Source organism: Synechococcus sp. PROS-7-1 (genome assembly GCF_014279795.1).
Taxonomy (GTDB): Bacteria; Cyanobacteriota; Cyanobacteriia; order PCC-6307; family Cyanobiaceae; genus Synechococcus_C.
The window spans coordinates 602,686-621,170 of sequence record NZ_CP047945.1; the positions used below are offsets into that span (position 1 = coordinate 602,686).

Annotated in this window: 18 protein-coding genes and 2 tRNA genes; 9 read left to right on the forward strand and 11 right to left on the reverse strand. The window is 60.5% G+C overall.

Going from position 1 to position 18,485, the window contains the following annotated elements; genetic code table 11:
- Positions 1-46: 46 nt before the first annotated feature.
- Positions 47-1,471, reverse strand: coding sequence for an aldehyde dehydrogenase family protein (locus tag SynPROS71_RS03095; protein WP_186596533.1), 1,425 nt, complete (start codon positions 1,469-1,471; stop codon positions 47-49).
- 87 nt (positions 1,472-1,558) lie between these two features.
- Between SynPROS71_RS03095 and SynPROS71_RS03100 the strand changes: the two genes are divergently transcribed.
- Entirely contained in the window at positions 1,559-3,229 is a 1,671-nt protein-coding gene (locus tag SynPROS71_RS03100; protein ID WP_186596534.1) for an alpha-amylase family protein, read from the forward strand.
- A 20-nt stretch (positions 3,230-3,249) separates the two neighbouring features.
- On the opposite strand, the gene SynPROS71_RS03105 is transcribed toward SynPROS71_RS03100, so the two are convergent.
- Positions 3,250-4,824 (reverse strand): glycerol-3-phosphate dehydrogenase/oxidase, encoded by a 1,575-nt coding sequence (locus SynPROS71_RS03105; protein WP_186596536.1) that lies wholly within the window; start codon positions 4,822-4,824, stop codon positions 3,250-3,252.
- The gene (locus tag SynPROS71_RS03110; protein ID WP_186596538.1) at positions 4,817-6,322 is read right to left on the reverse strand and encodes a glycerol kinase GlpK; all 1,506 of its coding nucleotides are present in this window, start codon (positions 6,320-6,322) and stop codon (positions 4,817-4,819) included. The genes SynPROS71_RS03105 and SynPROS71_RS03110 overlap by 8 nt, the downstream gene beginning before the upstream one ends.
- Before the next feature lie 52 nt (positions 6,323-6,374).
- Here SynPROS71_RS03110 and SynPROS71_RS03115 point away from each other — a divergent pair, with 52 nt between their 5' ends.
- Positions 6,375-7,829 (forward strand): glycoside hydrolase family 13 protein, encoded by a 1,455-nt coding sequence (locus tag SynPROS71_RS03115; protein ID WP_186596540.1) that lies wholly within the window; start codon positions 6,375-6,377, stop codon positions 7,827-7,829.
- Here SynPROS71_RS03115 and SynPROS71_RS03120 read toward each other — a convergent pair.
- Positions 7,811-7,882: transfer RNA gene (locus SynPROS71_RS03120), tRNA-Thr, on the reverse strand. The two genes, SynPROS71_RS03115 and SynPROS71_RS03120, sit on opposite strands and share 19 nt — an antisense overlap.
- A 10-nt stretch (positions 7,883-7,892) precedes the next feature.
- Positions 7,893-7,974, reverse strand: a tRNA-Tyr gene (locus tag SynPROS71_RS03125).
- A 77-nt stretch (positions 7,975-8,051) separates the two neighbouring features.
- On the opposite strand from SynPROS71_RS03125, the gene aroQ reads away from it, so the two are divergent.
- The 3 genes from aroQ (at position 8,052) to SynPROS71_RS03140 (ending at position 10,806) form a co-directional block, all read left to right on the forward strand.
- Positions 8,052-8,495 carry a type II 3-dehydroquinate dehydratase gene (gene aroQ / locus SynPROS71_RS03130; protein ID WP_186596542.1) on the forward strand — a complete coding sequence of 148 codons (444 nt, stop codon included), beginning with the start codon at positions 8,052-8,054 and terminating at the stop codon, positions 8,493-8,495.
- Entirely contained in the window at positions 8,492-9,142 is a 651-nt protein-coding gene (locus tag SynPROS71_RS03135) for a tRNA-(ms[2]io[6]A)-hydroxylase (protein ID WP_186596544.1), read from the forward strand. The genes aroQ and SynPROS71_RS03135 overlap by 4 nt, the downstream gene beginning before the upstream one ends.
- Positions 9,143-9,477: 335 nt before the next feature.
- Positions 9,478-10,806: a hypothetical protein gene (locus SynPROS71_RS03140; protein WP_186596546.1), complete on the forward strand. Its 1,329-nt coding sequence runs from the start codon at positions 9,478-9,480 to the stop codon at positions 10,804-10,806.
- Positions 10,807-10,857: 51 nt separating this feature from the next.
- Here SynPROS71_RS03140 and SynPROS71_RS03145 read toward each other — a convergent pair whose 3' ends face one another.
- Complete coding sequence (locus SynPROS71_RS03145; RefSeq protein WP_186596548.1) at positions 10,858-11,040, reverse strand: hypothetical protein; 183 nt, start codon at positions 11,038-11,040, stop codon at positions 10,858-10,860.
- Positions 11,041-11,386: 346 nt separating this feature from the next.
- On the opposite strand from SynPROS71_RS03145, the gene SynPROS71_RS03150 reads away from it, so the two are divergent.
- The gene (locus SynPROS71_RS03150) at positions 11,387-11,623 is read left to right on the forward strand and encodes a hypothetical protein (protein ID WP_186596550.1); all 237 of its coding nucleotides are present in this window, start codon (positions 11,387-11,389) and stop codon (positions 11,621-11,623) included.
- A gap of 96 nt (positions 11,624-11,719) precedes the next feature.
- Here SynPROS71_RS03150 and SynPROS71_RS03155 read toward each other — a convergent pair whose 3' ends face one another.
- Entirely contained in the window at positions 11,720-12,256 is a 537-nt protein-coding gene (locus SynPROS71_RS03155; protein ID WP_186596552.1) for an acireductone dioxygenase, read from the reverse strand.
- Between the two features lie 119 nt (positions 12,257-12,375).
- Between SynPROS71_RS03155 and SynPROS71_RS03160 the strand changes: the two genes are divergently transcribed.
- Entirely contained in the window at positions 12,376-13,101 is a 726-nt protein-coding gene (locus SynPROS71_RS03160) for a precorrin-2 C(20)-methyltransferase (RefSeq protein WP_186597836.1), read from the forward strand.
- 14 nt (positions 13,102-13,115) lie between these two features.
- A complete protein-coding gene (locus tag SynPROS71_RS03165; protein WP_186596554.1) occupies positions 13,116-13,724 on the forward strand; it encodes a DUF4079 family protein in 609 nt (202 codons plus the stop codon).
- 9 nt (positions 13,725-13,733) lie between these two features.
- On the opposite strand, the gene SynPROS71_RS03170 is transcribed toward SynPROS71_RS03165, so the two are convergent.
- From SynPROS71_RS03170 to SynPROS71_RS03180, 3 genes are read right to left on the reverse strand one after another with little or no spacing between them, the layout of a single operon-like run.
- The gene (locus SynPROS71_RS03170) at positions 13,734-15,749 is read right to left on the reverse strand and encodes a glycosyltransferase (protein ID WP_186596556.1); all 2,016 of its coding nucleotides are present in this window, start codon (positions 15,747-15,749) and stop codon (positions 13,734-13,736) included.
- Positions 15,746-16,762, reverse strand: a complete 1,017-nt coding sequence (gene dusB / locus SynPROS71_RS03175) for a tRNA dihydrouridine synthase DusB (RefSeq protein WP_186596558.1) — start codon at positions 16,760-16,762, stop codon at positions 15,746-15,748. The genes SynPROS71_RS03170 and dusB overlap by 4 nt, the downstream gene beginning before the upstream one ends.
- A 51-nt stretch (positions 16,763-16,813) precedes the next feature.
- The gene (locus SynPROS71_RS03180) at positions 16,814-17,395 is read right to left on the reverse strand and encodes a hypothetical protein (RefSeq protein ID WP_186596559.1); all 582 of its coding nucleotides are present in this window, start codon (positions 17,393-17,395) and stop codon (positions 16,814-16,816) included.
- A gap of 79 nt (positions 17,396-17,474) precedes the next feature.
- Between SynPROS71_RS03180 and SynPROS71_RS03185 the strand changes: the two genes are divergently transcribed.
- Positions 17,475-17,939: a DUF1823 family protein gene (locus SynPROS71_RS03185; protein WP_186596561.1), complete on the forward strand. Its 465-nt coding sequence runs from the start codon at positions 17,475-17,477 to the stop codon at positions 17,937-17,939.
- A gap of 31 nt (positions 17,940-17,970) precedes the next feature.
- Here the strand turns inward: SynPROS71_RS03185 and SynPROS71_RS03190 are convergent, their stop codons facing one another.
- A complete protein-coding gene (locus SynPROS71_RS03190; protein ID WP_186596563.1) occupies positions 17,971-18,354 on the reverse strand; it encodes a L,D-transpeptidase in 384 nt (127 codons plus the stop codon).
- Positions 18,355-18,485: the final 131 nt, after the last annotated feature.

The following is an 18,485-nucleotide window of genomic DNA, read 5'->3' on the forward strand; positions in this document are numbered from 1 at the left end:
CCTTCCGCGGGACGCCAGCCCTGCTTCATCTGCTCGTCAGGGAAACTCAGCTCAACAGGCGACGGAATGTTTCTGGCTTCAGGGTGTAGGGCGGATACCGCTGCGGTATATCGAGCCAGAACGGCCGTTTCAGCACCGATCGTTCATGCGAAAACGTGCGGAACCCGGCTTCGCCGTGATGGGATCCCATTCCACTGGCCCCGACGCCTCCGAAGGCCAGACCTGGAACGCCAGCCTGGAGGATGACATCGTTAAAACAGACGGTTCCAGAGCTTGTGCAGCGCAGCAGGCGTTGCTGATCGCCGTGATCACCTCCGAACAGGTAAATGGCGAGAGGTTTGTCCTGGCCTTGCATCCGGGTGATGGCATGGTTGAGATCAGGGATTTCAATCATCGGCAACAGAGGACCGAAGAGTTCATCGGCCATCAGCGGGTCGGTGTCGTCTTCGATGCTGATCAGCGTTGGAGCAATCCTGCGGCGGGTTTCATCGCATTCCCCTCCAATGAGGACGCGCCCTTCGTTTTGTGCAGTTTTGAGCAGGCCTGCCAAGCGTCCGTAGTGACGCTCTGAAATCAGTGAGGCCATGTGCTCTGATTCCAGTGGATTCGCGCCGTAGAGCGCCCGCCGCTGATCGGCCATGGCCTGAACAAGTGGTTCTCTCAGGCTTTGCTCCACCAGGATGTGATCGGGAGCCACACAGGCTTGTCCGGCATTGAATCCCTTCCCCCAGATCAGTCGCCGTGCTGTGACGTCCAGATCGGCTCCTTGGATCACCACCGCAGGGTTCTTGCCCCCCAGTTCCAGGGTCACGGGCGTGAGATTGGCTGCAGCTCCTTCAAGCACTTTGGCGCCGATGCGCCCTCCTCCGGTGAAAAAGATGTGATCAAACCGGAGCCTGACCAGATCCGCTGCCACCCGGGCATCCCCGTTCACCACTCGGACCACATCGCTGGGAAAGTGCCGAGGCACCAGTCGTTCAATCAGTTCCGCGGTTGCCGGTGCCTGTTCGGACGGCTTAATCACGGCAGTATTCCCCGCGGCCAAGGCGCTGACCAAAGGCCAGAACGTGAGACTGAAGGGCAGATTCCAGGGGCCGATCAGCAGCACGCAGCCAAGCGGTTCGCGGATCAACTGGGCGCGTCCAGGCTGTTGCACGAGCGGGACCCGGATCGACTGAGGGCGCATCCACTGGCGCAGGTTCCGTCGGGCCAGTTTCAATTCCTGCAGCAGGGCCACCACCTCGGCCATCCCCTCGAGGGGAGGTTTGGCCAGATCTTGATGGAGCGCTTCCAACACTTCCTGCTCGTGATCGCAGACCAGGGCGTGGAGGCGATCCAGCTGAAGCCGTCTCCAGGCTTCAGGGCGGGTGGTCCCTTCCACCACAGGGGCGCGTAATGCCTCAAGATCCCTTGCTGAGAAGGGATTGGTCCCGGCGAACTGAACCATCACGCTTCCCTGCGACCGTTGCATGTTTGCAGGTCTTCCCTTGCATCCATTGCGAAGGGGATGACGGAAGCCTCTGTCGTCATTACTACGGAGTGAGAAAGCATCAGCCGGATGCCGAAGCAGCAGCCGTGGTGGAACGGCGCCGTGATCTATCAATTGATCGTGCGCAGCTATGCCGATGGCAACGGCGATGGCGTGGGCGATCTGCAGGGGCTGGCGAATCGGTTGCCCTATCTGCGCTGGCTTGGGGTGGAAGCAATCTGGCTCACTCCGGTTTATCCATCTCCCCTCCAGGACGGTGGGTACGACATCACTGATTTCAAGGCGATTCATCCAGATCTGGGCGATCTGGCGGCCTTTCATCGTTTTCTCACTGCCGCCCATGGGCATGGGTTGAAGGTGGTGATGGATCTAGTGCTGAATCACACCAGCACGCTTCACCCCTGGTTTCAGAGGGCTCGCTGGGCACCGCAGGGAACGCCTGAACGGGAGGTGTACGTCTGGAGCGACGACCCCCATCGCTATGCCGATGCACCCGTGCTGTTCCGCCATTTCGAATCCTCGAATTGGGAATGGGATGAGGTGGCAGGGCAGTACTACCTCCACCGCTTTCTGCGTCATCAGCCCGACCTCAATTACGCCAATCCACTGGTTCAGGACGAGATGCTCGAGGTGGTGGACTTCTGGATTGAGCGCGGTGTTGATGGTTTCCGCTTGGATGCGGTGCCCTTTTTGTTCGAAGAGGAGAATTCACGCTGCGAGGGCTTGCCGGAAACGCATGCCTTTTTGAAGCGGTTGCGAGAGCGGGTGGATTCCCATGGCCGCGATGTTCTGTTGCTGGCCGAGGCGATCCAACCGGTGCAGGAGGCTGCGCCTTACCTCGCGGACGATGAACTGCATGGTGCTTTCAATTTCGTTCTCACGGCTCATCTGTTCGCGGCCATTGCCAGCGGGTCCACAGAGAATCTGCGTCAGTGTCTTCAGGATGCGCAGGACGCTGTGTGTGGCTGCCGCTGGGCCTTACCCCTGCGCAACCACGACGAGCTCTGGCTTGGAGATGGGCATCTGATTCCTGAGGAGGTGATCCAGATCATTCGCGCCGGACTGCATCAGGGCCAGGGCCACTGGCTCAACTGGGGGATCAATCGCCGCCTCGCTCCTTTGCTCAACGGCGATCCTGGTTCGAACCGGGTGTTGCACGGATTGCTCTACAGCCTGCCGGGGATGCCCTGTCTCTATTACGGCGATGAGCTTGGGATGGGGGACTGGCCCGGCTTGAGAGACAGGGATCCCAACCGCACGCCCATGGCCTGGACCCCGGCCCGGAATGGAGGTTTCTCGTCGGCCCCGGACCCCCTGCTCGTGTTGCCACCCATCACAGCGCCTGGATACGACTACCGGGTGGTGAATGTGGAGGTGCAGAAACAACTCCCCGGGTCTCTGCTCAACTGGCACCGGCGCATGCTCACCTGCCGTCGGTTGTTGCCGGCGCTGCGCTACGGCGATTTCGAGCTGCTCCCCAGCGCTCATCCCAGCGTGATCAGCTACGTGCGCTGTGATGGACGGATGACCGTGCTGGTTGCGGCCAATCTCTCTGCGGCAGGAGCTTCGCTGCAACTTGATCTCAGCCGCTGGGAGGGTGAGCGAACCCGGGAAGTGATGTGGGGGTGTGAGTATCCCCCTGCCTCCGCAGATTGGTTTGTGTATTTGCCGGCCCACGGCTTCAACTGGTGGTTGCTGGGCGAGGTCGAAGAGCCAAACGACGCCTTGCAGGACAGCTGAAGGGAGCGAGCGGCCTGCTTTCAGCGGGACGGATCCAGAACGTCAGCATCAGCACTGGCGTGACCAGCCTGAGCCAGGAGTTCGCTCACCGCCGGGCGCAGTCTCTCCCCATCCTGCTGGTCCACCATGCCGAGACGTGTGCGGCGGCAGAGCACGTCAGTGACGCTTCGCGCGTGTTCATGGGTGATTGCATGCCGCAGCTCGCCCCGGCAGACGGGAATCACATCACTGAGCGGGTGTCGGTCATCGTCCGACCAGCTCGAAACCAGCTGTTGTGCCGCAAGCCCATGGCTGCTCAGGAGATGGGCGATCTGCTGCGGGCGCTGCGGTGTGTTGGGCAACAGTGATTCCAGAGGTGCCTGCTGGCTCTGAAGCTGAGCAGGCGTTTGCAATGGATCAGAAGCGCTGCCGATCAGAGGCAACATCCCAGGCGCTTTGAGGGCGTGCCCGAGCTGCTGCTCCACCGCTTGGAGCGTGTCGATGGCCATGGGCCGGCATGTGGTCCACTTGCCTCCCATCACACTCACCAGTCCGCAGGCCAGGGTTTCCACCTCGTGTTCGCGCACAACCCGGCTGCTGTTCACATCGGCACCTGCCGGCTTCAGTAGAGGGCGTCCCCCGGCCCAGCAGCTGCCCACGTCGATGTTGTTGAGGGCAGGAAACCAGCGCTGCACGTAATCCAGCAGGTAACTCACTTCGCTTTCCGATGGAGATGAGGCCTGCTCCTGGGGGCAGGGTGTGTCCGTGGTGCCCACCAGGGTTCGCCCGAAGAACGGAAGCATGAACAGCACCCGTCCGTCATCGGTGGATGGCAGCAGCAGGCCAATTCCCTCCGGGCAGAGGGTTTGCTTGAGCACGAGGTGGATGCCTCGGCTGGTGAGCATCCTCTCCTCGCAGGAGGGATCCGCCATCCTCCGGATCGTGTCGGAGTGGATCCCTGTGGCATTCACCACAACCTTTGCCTGCCAGCGCTCGCTCTGCCCGCTGGCGCTCTCACTGATCGCACCGCAGAGCCTGCCGCTGCTGTCGGTTTCCAATGCCACGACTCGCGTGCGGGTGCGCACGACTGCGCCCGCTTGTTCCGCTGTGAGTGCCATCAGGAGGTTGAGGCGCGCGTCATCAAATTGCCCGTCGCTGTAGGCCACACCCCGCGTGATGTCGTCTCGAAGGGCGGGAAGGGCATGACGCAGCTGTTGGCTTGAAAGCAGGCGACTGCTGCCAATCCCTGAGCGGCCCGAGAGTGCGTCGTAGAGGCCCAGCCCGAGGCGGTAGTAGGCCTGGCCGATCACTCCGCTTGTCGGCAGGGCCAGTTCGAGGCGTTTGGCCAGAAACGGAGCTTGCTGGAGCCAGTGTCCCCGCTCCAGCAAGGCTTCCCTGACCAATCGCAGCTGCGCCGTGTCGGCGGTTTTGAAGGCAAGTTCGAGGTAACGAACCCCTCCGTGCAGCAACTTGGTGCTGCGACAACTGGTGCCTCCTCCCAGGTCATGGCTCTCCAGCAAGGCCACACGCAGGCCGCGGCGCACGCCCTCATAAGCAACGCAGGCACCGCTGGCGCCTCCGCCGATCACGAGTAGATCGAAGCACGTGTCATTCATGCCAGTGGAGGCTCCGTGAAACGGCGTCATCCCACCGTCGCAACCAAGTCTGTCGCTGATCAAGATCCAGACGAGGCCTGAACAGTTGAGTGTTCATTTGACGCTGGGGAAGAAGGACCTGAAGGTCGGGAACAACGTCGCATTGAAGGCCTGCCAGCAAGGCGACGCCCCTTGCGGTGCTTTCCAGCTGCGAGGGGCGTCGTACGTTCAGCCCTGTGCTGTCGGCCTGGGCCTGGAGAAGGGGATCGGAAGCGGCGGCACCGCCATCGACGGCCAGTTCTCCCAGCCCATGGCCGATGGCGTCCTCGGCCAGTCGAACCAACCCCGCCACGGAGAGGGCGATTCCCTCGAGCGCGGCACGGGCGATGTGCCCCCGACGGCTGTCGCGGGTGAGGCCAATCAGTAGACCGCGTGCCTTGGGATCCCAATGGGGTGTGCCCCAGCCTGTGAAGGCTGGGACGAGCATCACCCCCGCGGCGTTTTCAACACTGAGGGCGAGACGGTTCACCTCATCAGCTGTGGGAATGATCTCCAAACCATCGCGGAGCCACTGCACGACGGTGCCGGCATTGAAAAGGCTGCCCTCCAGGCAGTAGGTGGCAGCACCCTTGTCATCTGTCCAGCCGAGAGTGCTCAGAAGCCCGGCGTCACTGCGCTTGATCTCCGTCCCGGTGTTGATCACCAGGAAGGCACCGGTTCCGTAGGTGCATTTGGCTTCTCCTGGTTCCAGGCAGAGTTGTCCGAGGGTTGCAGCTTGCTGGTCGCCAAGGAGTGCACAGATCGGCACTCCGGCGAAGGGGCAGTCGCTGGCGATCGCTCCGAAGTCACCGCGGCAGGGCACCAGATCAGGTAGGGCGCTGGTGGGGAGCCCAATGTGATCGCAGAACGCGGGTACCCATTGGCGTTGCTCAAGATCCATGAGCAGGGTGCGACTGGCATTGCTCATGTCCGAGCAGTGGCGGCGTGCCCCGCTCAGGTGCCACAGCAGCCAGCTTTCCACCGTCCCGAAGCAGAGGTCTCCCTGGGCTGCTGCGCTGGAGGCTTCGCCGTGGTGCTGGAGCAGCCAGTGGATTTTGCTGGCGCTGAAATAAGGGTCGAGCATCAGGCCTGTGCGGGTCCTCCAGTCCCGTTCCAGTCCCTCCCTTTTCCAGGCTGCGCAGACATCTGCAGTGCGGCCGTCCTGCCAGACCAGAGCTGGCCCACAGGCAGAGCCATCGCTGCGGCGCCAAAGGATGGTGGTTTCGCGCTGATTGGTAATGCCACACGCCACCACAGCCTGGCGTTGCTCTGTGGTGATCGTCTGCTCGAGACGCGCCATGGCCTGTCGCTGACTGGCCCAGATCTCCATGGGCACCTGTTCGACCCAGCCATCCGCTGGGTAGTGGATGTTCAGGGGGGCTGAGGCGCTGGCCACAGCCTGCCCCTGCGCATCAAAGAGAACAGCGCGTGAACTGCTGGTGCCTTGATCCAGTGCCAGCAGGAGGGGCGGACTAACCATGGCACTCCTGTTTTTTAAGTGCTAGCGGTGGTGATGCCCGGCTGCAAAGACCATGCTTCGGGATGTCTCAACGGCGAGCACACCCGCTTGGGTGACTGAAGCCGTGGTTTATCAGGTTTTTCCTGATCGATTTCGGCGCAGCGGAAGGGTGAAGGCGCAATCCAGCCTCGTCTTGCAGCCCTGGGGCACCAGCCCTCAGCAGCAGGGGTTTCAGGGGGGTGATCTCCATGGCGTGATCGATGCTCTCGATCACCTGCAGGAGCTGGGTGTCACCTGTCTGTATCTCACCCCTGTGTTCAGTTCCGCCGCCAATCACCGCTATCACGCCTACGACTATTTCCAGGTGGATCCTCTACTGGGGGGGGATGCTGCTCTGGATGCCTTGATCAGAGCGCTGCATGGCCGCGGCATGCGCCTCATCCTCGATGGTGTGTTCAATCACTGCGGCCGCGGCTTCTGGGCTTTTCACCATCTGCTGGAGAACGGCCCATCGTCCCCCTACCGGGACTGGTTCACGGTGCATCAGTGGCCCCTGATCCCCTACCCCCGTAAGGGGCAGTCGTGCGGGTACAGCTGCTGGTGGAATGATCCGGCGCTACCCAAGTTCAACCATGCCAATCCAGCGGTTCGTGACCACCTGCTGACGGCGGGGCGGCACTGGCTTGAACGCGGTATCGATGGGTGGCGCTTGGATGTTCCGGATGAGGTTCCCCATGCGTTCTGGGTCGATTTCCGCCGCATGGTGAAGGACGTCAATCCGAACGCATGGATTGTTGGAGAGATCTGGGGAGACGCCCGCCCCTGGTTGCAGGGCGATCAGTTTGATGGCGTGATGAATTACCGCCTGGGCTGGAGCAGCTTGTGCTGGGCTGCTGGTGCCAGGTTGAGGCCGGGTTATCGCAATCCGATGTATCCGCTTAACCGTCTGGATGGGGAGGGTTGGATCGCCTGCGTGAACCAGACCTTGGGTTGGTATTCCCCTGAGGTGAACCGCAGCCAACTCAACCTGCTCGACAGTCACGACGTTCCCAGGGCTCTACACACCCTGCGGGGTGACGCCAAAGCACTGCGACTGGCGTTGCTCCTGTTGTGCCTCCAACCTGGAGCACCCTGCCTCTACTACGGCACGGAGGTGGGTTTAAGCGGAGGTCCAGAGCCAGCGTGCCGTGAGGCCTATCCCTGGTCGGGACCTGTCCCTGAGGACCTCCGGCAGATGGTGAAGGATCTGTTCGGGCTGAGGCAATCGCTGGCTGGCCCTATCGCGGACGGCTGGACTTGGTGCGTGCAGGGTGAGGACGGTTTGTTGGGGCGGTCTCGCCGCAGTCCCACTGTGTCGGTGCTGATCAACCGCAGTCGCCGCCGCCGCCTCACGTGCCCAAAGAACGTGGCAAACGTTCTTTGGGGTGCCGGAGCGATCGATGTCGGTGATCAGGCGCTGGGCCCGCAATCAGCTGTTGTGTTCTCCTCGGTGCCCGGAGAGGAGATAGAAGCCCTTGTCGAGACTTGAACTCGAGACCTCTCCCTTACCAAGGGAGTGCTCTACCGCTGAGCTACAAGGGCATGTGGTGGATGGGCCGGGTTGGATTTGAACCAACGTAGGCAGAGCCAGCGGATTTACAGTCCGCCCCCATTAACCACTCGGGCACCGACCCGAACCACACCGGAAGAACTTACCAGCTCACATGACTGGGGTGGTCGATACGATCAGGGGCCAGCGTTCCTGCGGGTGATGCGTCTGCTGCTACTCAACGGCCCCAACATCAATCTTCTGGGGCAGCGGGAACCTGGTCTTTACGGGCACCAGACGCTCCATGACATTGAAACGCGCTTGAGTGATCGGGCCACCGCGGCCGAGGTGCACCTCGAAACGTTTCAAAGCAATTTTGAGGGTGCTCTGGTGGAACGGGTCCATCAGGCGATGGGCTCGGTGGACGGAATCCTGATCAATGCGGGTGCCTATACCCACACCTCTATCGCCCTGCGCGATGCTCTTCTGGGGGTTGCGATCCCGTTTGTGGAAGTTCATTTGAGCAATATCCATGCCCGCGAGACCTTCCGTCACCACTCCCATCTCGCCGACTGTGCCCTGGGCGTGGTGAGTGGTTTCGGCGCCTTCAGTTACGACATGGCTTTTGACGGCTTGGTGAACCATCTCAGAGGAATGAAGGCATGACCCTCGCCAGTTCAACGCTGGGCCGCTCAGGCCCAGAGATTGCCTCGATCCGCTGGTTGGCAGCTCCCACCAGCGAGTGCTGGGTTGAGCAGGCCAACGCCAGGCCCATGGAGGTGTTGATCGACCATGCCCACTGCGAGCGCAAGGCAGCGGGATCGGCGGTTCAGTTGATGTTCCGTTATCTCTGTGAACCGGGTCTGGGCGAAGTCCTTAGCCCTTTGGCGCGGGAAGAGCTTGAGCATTTTGAGCAGGTGCTTGGGCTGCTCAAGTCCAGGGGGCGCTACCTCGAACCGCTCCGTTCACCTGCCTACGGAGCCCTTCTGGCCAAGCAGGTTCGACGGGGGGAGCCCGAGCGCATGCTGGATTCTTTCCTGATCGCAGGCTTGATTGAGGCCCGAAGCCACGAACGCATGGCATTGCTGGCCCAAAACAGTCCGGACCCGGGGCTGAGAGAGCTCTACGGCGGCCTGTTAAAGAGTGAAGCGCGTCACTTCGGTCTCTATTGGGTGCTGTGTGAGCAGCGCTATTCGCGTGATGTGATCATTCCCAGGCTGGAGCAGCTTGCAGCGGCAGAGGTTGATGCCCTGAGAGGGGATTTGAGCTGCCCTGAGGACGTGCGCATGCATTCCGTTGGTGTGATCGCTTGATGCAGTGCGTCCTGCTTGAGAACTGATAGCTTCCTGGCACCGAATTTCTGATAATGAGCGGATCAGCTGGGCATGGTTCGGAACGAGAATCAGGGGCTTTTCAGCCGCTGACTCCTGCTGAAGTTGGCGATGGAGCTGTTTGGACGTTTCGAGACTTTCGCCGTTATCTCCGCGACGTCACCCGTCGGGACCCAGGCCTTGTGACTGACTACTCCGTTCATCTTCCGGAGGACGACAATTACGACACCCATGAGATTTATGCCGGCCCTGACGGGATGGTGTATTTCACACAGCGAATGCATGACCGAGCCGGTCGATTCACTTTGGATGGACGGGTGGAGTTGTTCGATTTGCCTCAAGGCTCAAGACCCCATGGCCTTCGTTTCAGCAGTGATGGACGTTGGTACGTCACTCTTGAAAACTTCGATCAGTTGGTGGAGCTCAGCAAAGCGGATGGATCGATTCTGAAAACCTACAGCGTGGCTTTTGATGATCCAGCTTCAGAAGGGGTTGTTGGCCCTCATGGGTTTGCGATCGATCGCCAGGACAGGCTCTGGTATACGGGGCGAACATCTGATGTGCTTGGTTGGGTTGATCCAAAGAGTGGTGAGCATCGACAGTTTGTGTTGGAGACACGATCGCTGATAGCCCCGAATTACGATCACGAGCTCGTTAAGCCAGCTGCCAGTGCGCCTATCAATATCGAATTTGATGACAAAGGTAATGCCTGGTTTGTTAATCTGCAAACCAGTGAAATCGGTCGGATTGACGAACAAAATCAGCTAAGTCTTTTTAAAATTGAGGGCTTTGAAACTGACAATACACGTCCGATTAATGTTTTTCAGGGGCCCTTGGGTTACATCTGGGTCACGATCGAAGGTGATAACAGCAGCTCGGTAACAGGTACTCAACAAAGTCTGGGTGGAATAGCCCGCTTTGACCCTGAAACAGAATCCTTCAAGGCTTATCCTCAAACCCTCTCCAAGGGAGCGGGAGGTGTTCTGGGTGTAGCCCCACACACAGTTTGGTTTCAGTATCAAGAACAGGCACTCGTTGAGCTGGCCGTGGATGAAGCTGGTCGTATCGAGCAATCCACAAAAGCACTTCCCGATATTGGCAAGCGGGTGATGCACCGCATGGCCCAGGGGCCTGACGCCAACATCTGGTTCACCAGTCTCCATGCCGATGTGGTGAGCCGTCTGGTCACGCATCAGCAGGGTTTGCCGGTGTATGCCTTTGCCGACGCTGCATCCAGTGAGCAATACCTCTCAGCCCTACCGCAGGAGTGGACTGAGCTTCAGGCTGAAAGTTCTTCCTATGGAGATCCGGATCCTCTATTCCTGAGTTCATTGCAAACAGCCAATGCCACGGCGACATGGCGTTTCCAGGATCGTGTGACTGGTCAAACCGTTTGGACCATCGATCCCTCTGAGCAGGCTGAGTGGGCAACGAATGGCCGCTATGACCTGCAGGGTTATGACTTCCATGTTTTCGATGATGCGAACGATGCAGACGGTCTGATTCCTATTTATCGAGCTGTTGATGGGTCGAGTGGGGCTCTTACTTGGTACACCGATCCCAGTGATGTTTCATCAGAAATTCATGACGCGGATTCTGTGGCTTGGTATGCCCATGCAATGCCAAGGAATGCCACATACGTTTAGGACATCAACTCGGTCCTAAATTCATCCAAAGTCCTTTCGCTTTGGCGAGGGCTAGAAAAATGTGCTGCCCGTGATCCAGGCCTGAAAGGGCGCTCTAGCTCCTTCTAGAAGTGCCATGTAGCTCGTGCTGAAGATGCCCGCAAAAGTGATGAAAACTCCGATTGCAATCAGCAGTTCGTAGACATTCTGAGTGCTCTCGGTTCCTGGTCTTGGAAGGGTGCGACGACGAGCCATGGAATCTCCTATGCCCCTTTGTTATGAACATCATTCCTCGGCTGCGCCGTTGAAACGAGTGATTGTCAATAAGTCATTACCTTGTAAAGGCCTATGAACCAACAACGCTTCAGCCTTGCGAGAAATGAAGATTGTTGTTGATCGGTGTCGTGATTGTGAAGTCTTTTAGGGCCCATTGGGCGCTTCGTTGTGGAGGGCTTAGCAGGCGCTGCTGTCTCCAGCCCCTCAAAAGATGAGGGCGCTCGCCCGGAAACGTTTCGCCACGCGAGTCCAAAAGAAGTCTGAAGAGATGCGCCAGTGGTCGCGTGGCAGTTCTAGGATTGACCCAATTACTGTTGGTTGCCAGGTGTCTGACCCCGTAACGGCTGTTGCCGACTCTCTGCAAGCGCTGCGCAACGGCACGACCGACGAGCAGTGGGATGGCTTGAAAGCCAACCCATTGGTGCGCGATTTGATCAGTCGATGTGCCGATCTGGAGGCAGCCTGGTTGATCAGCGATCAGCCCGCTGTTGATGGTGTTTGCGGCCGCCGAGGCAAAGTGCTGAGGTCTTCAGTAGACGCCCGTTTGCTGCTTGCCGCCTAACGCGGAGCAAGAGAAACCAAGAAACCCGCGGGCGATGTTGCCTTGCAGCAGTGCTCGTTTAAGAGCAAAACTTTTGAGTGCGTTGGCTTCCGTGCCTTAGAGCATTGGATGCCGTTCGGCGATTGGATCGCCTGTGAAGTTGGCGACCCAGCCGTTGGGGTTGTTGAAAAAACGAACTGCGCAGAAACAAGGCTTTTCGCCCATGTCAAACCAGTGCCGGGTTCCAGCAGGCACGCTGATCCAATCGTTGGTTTCGCACGTCACCTGAAGCACTTCGCTTTTGATATGCAGACAAAACAGGCCGCGTCCTTCCACGAACAGGCGCACCTCGTCTTCAGCATGGGTGTGTTCGCTTAGGAATTTCTGGCGTAAGGCGTCTCGATCTGGATGATCCGGCTGCATCCGGATGGCATCAACCGTGGGGTAATCGCCGAGGGCCTGGATCTGTTGAATCTCTACGGCATAGGCCGAGAGAATGGTGCTCTGATCGGCATCATGCGCAAGCTTCGCCCTGCTCACGCAGCGATCAAAAGCGATGCCCCGCAGGCTTAGTTCTTGTTGGATGCGAGCCGGATCGTCCGTGCTGAAGACTGGCTCGCCTCCTTGCTCGGAGTAGATGCTGAGCTCACTCATGGCTTCGAGTCCTGTCTGGGGTGTTCTCGGTGGCGTTGTTTCAGCATGCTGGACCGGTTGCTGCCTTCTTCCCAACGTTGCTCAATTCTTCAGGGCCATCGTCGACTTCCCTCACGCTTGTGGGTGTAGGCCCCGGAGATCCGGAGTTGCTCACGATTGCTGCTGTGCGGGCTTTGGAGCAGGCGGATGTGGTGGCTCATCCCATCGGCCGGGAGGGAGGCACAGGGATGGCGCTCACCATTGCCGAACGTTGGCTGAAGCCTGAACAGCAGCGGTTGCCGCTGCTGTTCCCGATGGTGGCGGAAGCGAGCCCCCGCGTTGATGCATGGCGCAGTGCTGCCGATCAGCTGGCTCAGCTAGTCGGGGAGGGTTTCAAAGTCGTTCTTCTCTGTGAGGGCGATGTTTCCCTGTTCGCGACAGGCAGTTACGTGCAGCTGGCCCTGCGTGAGCGTCATCCTGATCTTCCTTTCAGGCTGATTCCCGGGATTCCTGCGGTGTGTGCTGCTGCAGCTGCCGCACCCGCGCTGGGCTTGGATCTTCCCCTGGCTTTTCAACAGGAAGGCTTTCTCATGCGTCCTTGTCCTGATTCCATTCGTCCACTGGAGACCCTTCTCCAGGTGGCTGAAGAGAACCAAACCGTGCTCGGCCTGATCAAAGTGGGACAGCGCTGGCCCTGGGTCCGCACCGTTCTGCAACGGCGGAACCTTCTCGATCAGGCTTTGTTTGCCCAGCGGGTGGGTTGGCCTGACCAGTGGATTGCCCGCGCTGCCGAGGTATCTGAGGACACGAAACCCTATTTTTCACTTCTGCTCATCCGACAGTCCTGGCCCCAGGTGTTGCCCTGAACGAATCCCTTCTTTTGCTGACTCCTTTGCAGTGGCTGGCGCTGGCGCATCCAGTGCTGATCATTTTGTTTGTGTATCCCGTGATCGGTGCCACCATCCGCCTTGGCATCTTGGCCAGGGAGCGGCGGCTTCAGCTCAATCCCATCGCTGCCACGGTTCCCGTTGAGCATGCGGAGCACGGCCGTTGGGCCACCGGTGGGTTGCTGGTGGCCGTCTTGCTCGCGTTCACCCATGCCTTGGCTTCGGGGCAGGCGAGTGTGGCCCTCTGGAGCACGACGGCTGTTGCTGCCTTTGTGGCTGCTGGTTCATTTGTGGTTCTGTTGCGCACCAGGCGCTTGGTGCCACGGCTGATCGGTGCCTGGGGCTGCTGGCTGATGCTTCTGTTGATTGCTCTGCAACCCCTCCCAGCTGCTGGCGCGGCATTCGGGGAGGCCATGATCTGGCACTCCCATACTTGGGGTGGACTGCTCCTTCTGGCGCTGTTGCTGCTCACCATGGCTGTGCAGAGGGAAATTGCTGCACGGCTTTGGCTGCGCCGGATGCATGTGCTGGTGAACGTGTTGGTGGCTTTGCTCCTGGCCACGCAGTCGATCAGCGGTACCCGCGACCTTCTGTTGAGCTAAAACCGCGTTTCAACCAACACGACTGCCGGACTCGTTGACTTCAGCCTGCTGCATTAGGCAGCGCTGAAAAGGGCGTCTCGATGGTGCCATGAGCAGCCTTTTGAGCAGGGCTCCAAGGGCTTTCCACTCCGGAGGGGCCATGCGATCGCGCCAGCAGTTTGGACGGCAGAACAGCCAGCGGATCAGCTGCTTGCGCTGCATGGCGCTCAAGGGGCCCCAGCGAACCGCCAATTGCAGTCCTCTGGCCATCTCCAGTTGCACCGGCAAGGGGGGGACCTCTTTGCACCAGCCAAGACTGGTGCTGGCCACGAGGGGTGTTGTTTCTGCGTGCAGTTGCAGCTCTGCTCCGCTTTCACTGATGGCCTTGAGGGTGCAGGCATAACGATGACCTCCGTCGTCTTGAAGCCATGCCGAGGTTTCGATGGCCTGCCAGGGTGATGGATCCTGAGACGGGGGATCCCAGCAGGCGCGCAGAGCGATGACGAGGCTCAGCAGGTTGAGCACAGCCCACAGAAGCCCTAGGGGGCGACCGTCGAACGCGGCGGAATCCAGAGCACTTTGCGGTTTGAGCAGACCGTAGAGATTGAACAGGTTGAGGGCCAGCAAGGCCAACAGGGGTAGCGAGAGTTGCAAGCTCCAGCTGCCCCGGTCGCGCCGCTGGTGTTTCGGAGTCACCCTGAACCCCCCGACGCGTCCTATCAAATTGGCCAGCACGGTCATGGTCAGCGGAACGGTGAGAACCCAGCCCGTGAGTTCGCTCAAGAACGCGGTGCGCGATCCTCGGTTCAACCAGCCCACCCCCATCAAAAGCGTCGCCCAGAGGGGGAACAGCAGCCTGACGGCATCATCCGCGGTGATCAGGATCGGCACGGTCCCAAGCAGTCCGTAGCTCAGGGGCATGAGCATCAGCACCAGACGTGGCAGGTTGTTGATCCAGTGCACAACGCCCTCGAGATACGCCACCCGCTGCCAGGGCGACAGGCCGCCTCCGCGCAGAGGCCCTTCCGGTAGCCGCAGGCTCTGCAATGTGCCGCTTGCCCAGCGCTGCCGCTGGCGCACGAAGTCCGCCATGGTTTCTGCGGCCAGACCGGCACTCAGCTTTTGTTGCAGATAGAGGAGGCTCCAGCCCTTGCGCCGGAGGTTGATTCCGGTAACGAAATCCTCTGAGATCGCTTTTTCCACAAACCCACCCACGGAGTCCAGCGCAGAGCGGCGGGCCAGGAATGCCGTACCAGCGCAGACCACCGCTCCCCAGCCGTCACGCACCGGTTCAATCCAGCGGTAAAAGCTTTCCTCGTCCGAAAGCAACCAGCGCTCCATCCCCAGATTCCGCATCACGGGATCGGCGTTGATGAAGGTTTGGGGTGTCTGCAAAAGCCCCACCTTGGGATCCAAAAGAAAGCCGATGCTGTTCTCGAGAAAGGTGGTCTGTGGGATGAAATCGGCGTCGAAGACGGCCACGAGTTCCCCGCGGCACCGGCGTAGACCATGGTTCAGATTCCCCGCTTTGGCGGAGGTGCGGACCGATCGATGCACATAGGTGCAGCCTTGGCGTGAGGCCAGGGACTTCACCTCCTGGCGTCCGCTGTCATCCAGGACCCACACACGGGTGTGGGGGTAGGTCTGGTCGCAACAGCCGATCAGCGTTCGTTCCAGAACATTGATCGGTTCGCCGTAGGTGGGCACGAGGATGTCCACCGTTGGGGTCCAGGGGCTTTGCCGCCATTGCTCCCGCAGCTGATGCATGGCTGGACGGCGGTCGGGGAAGCGACGCCAAGCGAGCACCAGCGGCACCATCCCGCTGAGCAGCAGCCAGCCTTCGGCTGCCAGCAGCAGAAGGCTCAGGGTTGTGCTCAGTGGGGTGCTCAGATTCAGGCTTGCGCTGACCCGCCAGAGCAGATAGCGCAGGGTGAAGAAACCAATCAGAACAATCAGGCTTCGCCTGCGCCAGATCGGGCTCAGTTGCTCCGGAGTTCGGCTTAGCCAGGCTGGCCAGATCAGGGCCAGCAGCGGTAGCCAGCTCATGCCAGCTGCTCCTGCTGCCGGCGCAGCAAGCTGAGGGCTTGATCTGGAGTGGGGGCTCGCATCAGTTGCTGGCGAAACTGGGAGGCTCCACTGAATCCTGTGCAGGTCCAGCTCATGTGTTTCCTGGCGATCAGCAGACCGTGATCGCCGCGTTCGGCCACGAGGGCTTGGAGCTGATCTGCAGCGAGCATCAGTCGTTCACTCGCTCCGGGTGTGGGGGGGACCGGCAACCCTTTCAGTGCGGCGTCGATCTGACCGACCAGCCAGGGAGCACCCATGGTTCCCCGGCCGACCATCACACCATCAGCGCCGGTGACGCCAAGGCACTCCCGGGCATCCTCTGGGCTGAACACATCGCCGTTGGCGATCACAGGAATCCTCAGGGTGCGTTTCACGGCTGCGATTGCCTCCCAGTCGGCGCGACCGCTGAACCGCTGTTCCCGGGTGCGGCCGTGCAGGGTGAGCAACTGAGCCCCGGCGGCTTCGAGCCTGCGGCACCAGGCCATGGCCGCGGCGTGGCTGTCTGCGCCCTGGGGATCACTGCACCACCCAAGGCGGGTCTTCACGGTGACGGGGATGCCGACGGCGGCAACCACGGCCTCCACGATTGAGCAGGCCAGGTCGGGATCACGAATCAGGCCGCTGCCTCCGCCCTTTCGGGCGATCTTGCGCACCGGGCAGCCCATATTGATGTCGATCAGAAAAGCACCGGCAGCTTCAGCCCGCCGCGCTGCATCAGCCATCGACTCAGGCCTGTGGTCAAAGAGTTGCACGCCGATGGGCCCGGCTTCCTGCTGGAGTTCCTCCACCTTTCCGCGGCCATGGCCGAGCTCGAGGCTGGTGGCATTAACCATTTCGGTGAAGAGCAGTGCATCACGGCTCCAACGGCGCACCAGGGCCCGGAAAATTTTGTCGCTGACGCCTGCAAGCGGTGACTGCAGCACTCTGCTTGTGAGAACACGACACTGGCTACGGCCGCTCAGATGCAAATCCGAATGCAGGTTCGGGGGCATCGAACGTGACCTAATCCTTTTCATTCTGGCCAATCAGCGCAGACGATTGGTTCAGGCAACCGACTCATCCAGCCCCAGCCGTTGACGGCTGCGACGCGCCTGGGACTCGATCGCATTGCGCAACCAAGCTTGCGTCGACCAGTCCTCCTGCGTCGCCAGTCGTTCCACTTCCTGCATGAGGTCGAGGGGAAGCTGGAGGCTCACACTCTGGATGCTGTGAGGGCTAGCTGGGCCTCCTTTCGGAATTGCGTCCAGGTCGAGTACCTGCACTTTGAGCACCTGCAGTCGGCTGCCAGGACGGGGATGGCGCCGTCGCACCTGACGGATGGAGAGCCTCACCCTGCTTCCCATGCGAATGCGCTGAACGGCGCTGCGGCTCAGAGGGTGATCGCGGCGGTCGGAGAACACAGGCGCGCTGCTCCCGTTGGCGGCACTGAAGCTGAAGGTGACAAGCCCCTCCTCGTTCCAGGGCGTGCTGGCGACTTGCTCTGAATCACGCGCTGCCAGCAGGCGGGCGTGATCGCGCTTGGCCGCTTTCATCACCTCTCGGGGCAGGCGGAAGACCAGCCTCTGAAGATGCGCGGTCCCATGAAGGGTCGTGGAGTCCTCGAGGGAGGTGTCGAACACATACATCCCTCGAAGGTAATGGACTCTTTAAGGAGTCGCCAGGGTGATCGGCTCCAGTCTTTTTGGGGGTTTTAGGCTCAAAACCATGGAGTCCCTGTCCTGGCCTTTGAGCCGACCGCTTCTGGATGCCGTGCTTGCGGATCGTCTCAGCGACCGATTGGTTGCTGAGCTGGTCTGGGAGCGTCTGGGCTATCGGCAGCAGTCAGGAGGTGGAGGTCCCTGGTTGGCCGGGCCTCAAACGCCTGAGGCCTGGCGCGATGCATTTCCCGAAGCTCCTGAGGTCGTGGCCACTCGGCCGGCGTCAGTGGCCTTGACCCGATCGATTCCGCGAGAACACAAGCAGCTGCTCAAGGAGCAGCTGCACTTCGCTGGCTATCGCATTGGTGAGCTCTACCCCCGCAGAACGCGACGAGCGACAGTCGTGAGTTGGTTGTTGGCCTGGCTCGCCGATCAGGGAGACGAGCTGACTTCGGCTGGTCCTCTTCCCGAACTGCGCGATCCCCCGGAGAACCCCGTGCAGGGGCATCCGGGGGATGCCCCTGTTGGCTGATTGCCTTGTGGAATCCTCGGGATGAGTGGGCTCATCCCTGAATGATCACCTTCGTCCCTTTGCGGGTGTTCTCAAAGAGCCATCGAGCCTGGGCCGTGGGCATGCGCACGCAGCCGTTGCTGCGGGGCACGCCAAAGGACTGGCCGGCATCCTCTTGCCAGGGGGCGCCATGCATGCAGATCAGTTCGTTGGCGGTGATGCACATGGCGTAGGGAACCCCTGGTGCCACGTAATTGCGCCCGCGCATGGTGACGGAGCGGTATTTCGTGATCACCGAGGCGTGGCCAGTGGGCGTGGGTGTGGAGGCTTTCCCCGTGCTCACTGGGATCACCCGCACGATGTTGTCCTGCGTGTCCAGGACGGTGAGCTTCTGGTCGGAGAGGTCCACCACGAGGGTGGCGATGAGGTCCAGCATGGTGGTGTGACAGCGGCGGCACTGCACCACCGCTAGCTGTCTTATTTGAGTCTCATTAGTCTTCCTTGGAAAGAATTCCCATTCCTCCGGCATCTGCGGGCTTCGTCAGGGTGCCTCTGTACTGTCAAGAC

Bases quoted from the DNA above. Each gene is read 5' to 3' on its own strand.
- SynPROS71_RS03110 (WP_186596538.1), bottom strand. From the start codon at position 6,322: ATGGTTAGTCCGCCCCTCCTGCTGGCACTGGATCAAGGCACCAGCAGT.
- SynPROS71_RS03100 (WP_186596534.1), top strand. From the start codon at position 1,559: ATGCCGAAGCAGCAGCCGTGGTGGAACGGCGCCGTGATCTATCAATTG.
- SynPROS71_RS03145 (WP_186596548.1), bottom strand. From the start codon at position 11,040: ATGGCTCGTCGTCGCACCCTTCCAAGACCAGGAACCGAGAGCACTCAG.
- SynPROS71_RS03155 (WP_186596552.1), bottom strand. From the start codon at position 12,256: ATGAGTGAGCTCAGCATCTACTCCGAGCAAGGAGGCGAGCCAGTCTTC.
- SynPROS71_RS03180 (WP_186596559.1), bottom strand. From the start codon at position 17,395: ATGTATGTGTTCGACACCTCCCTCGAGGACTCCACGACCCTTCATGGG.
- SynPROS71_RS03095 (WP_186596533.1), bottom strand. From the start codon at position 1,471: ATGCAACGGTCGCAGGGAAGCGTGATGGTTCAGTTCGCCGGGACCAAT.
- SynPROS71_RS03170 (WP_186596556.1), bottom strand. From the start codon at position 15,749: ATGAGCTGGCTACCGCTGCTGGCCCTGATCTGGCCAGCCTGGCTAAGC.
- dusB (WP_186596558.1), bottom strand. From the start codon at position 16,762: ATGCCCCCGAACCTGCATTCGGATTTGCATCTGAGCGGCCGTAGCCAG.
- SynPROS71_RS03190 (WP_186596563.1), bottom strand. From the start codon at position 18,354: ATGCTGGACCTCATCGCCACCCTCGTGGTGGACCTCTCCGACCAGAAG.
- aroQ (WP_186596542.1), top strand. From the start codon at position 8,052: ATGCGTCTGCTGCTACTCAACGGCCCCAACATCAATCTTCTGGGGCAG.
- SynPROS71_RS03105 (WP_186596536.1), bottom strand. From the start codon at position 4,824: ATGAATGACACGTGCTTCGATCTACTCGTGATCGGCGGAGGCGCCAGC.
- SynPROS71_RS03135 (WP_186596544.1), top strand. From the start codon at position 8,492: ATGACCCTCGCCAGTTCAACGCTGGGCCGCTCAGGCCCAGAGATTGCC.
- SynPROS71_RS03185 (WP_186596561.1), top strand. From the start codon at position 17,475: ATGGAGTCCCTGTCCTGGCCTTTGAGCCGACCGCTTCTGGATGCCGTG.
- SynPROS71_RS03115 (WP_186596540.1), top strand. From the start codon at position 6,375: ATGCTTCGGGATGTCTCAACGGCGAGCACACCCGCTTGGGTGACTGAA.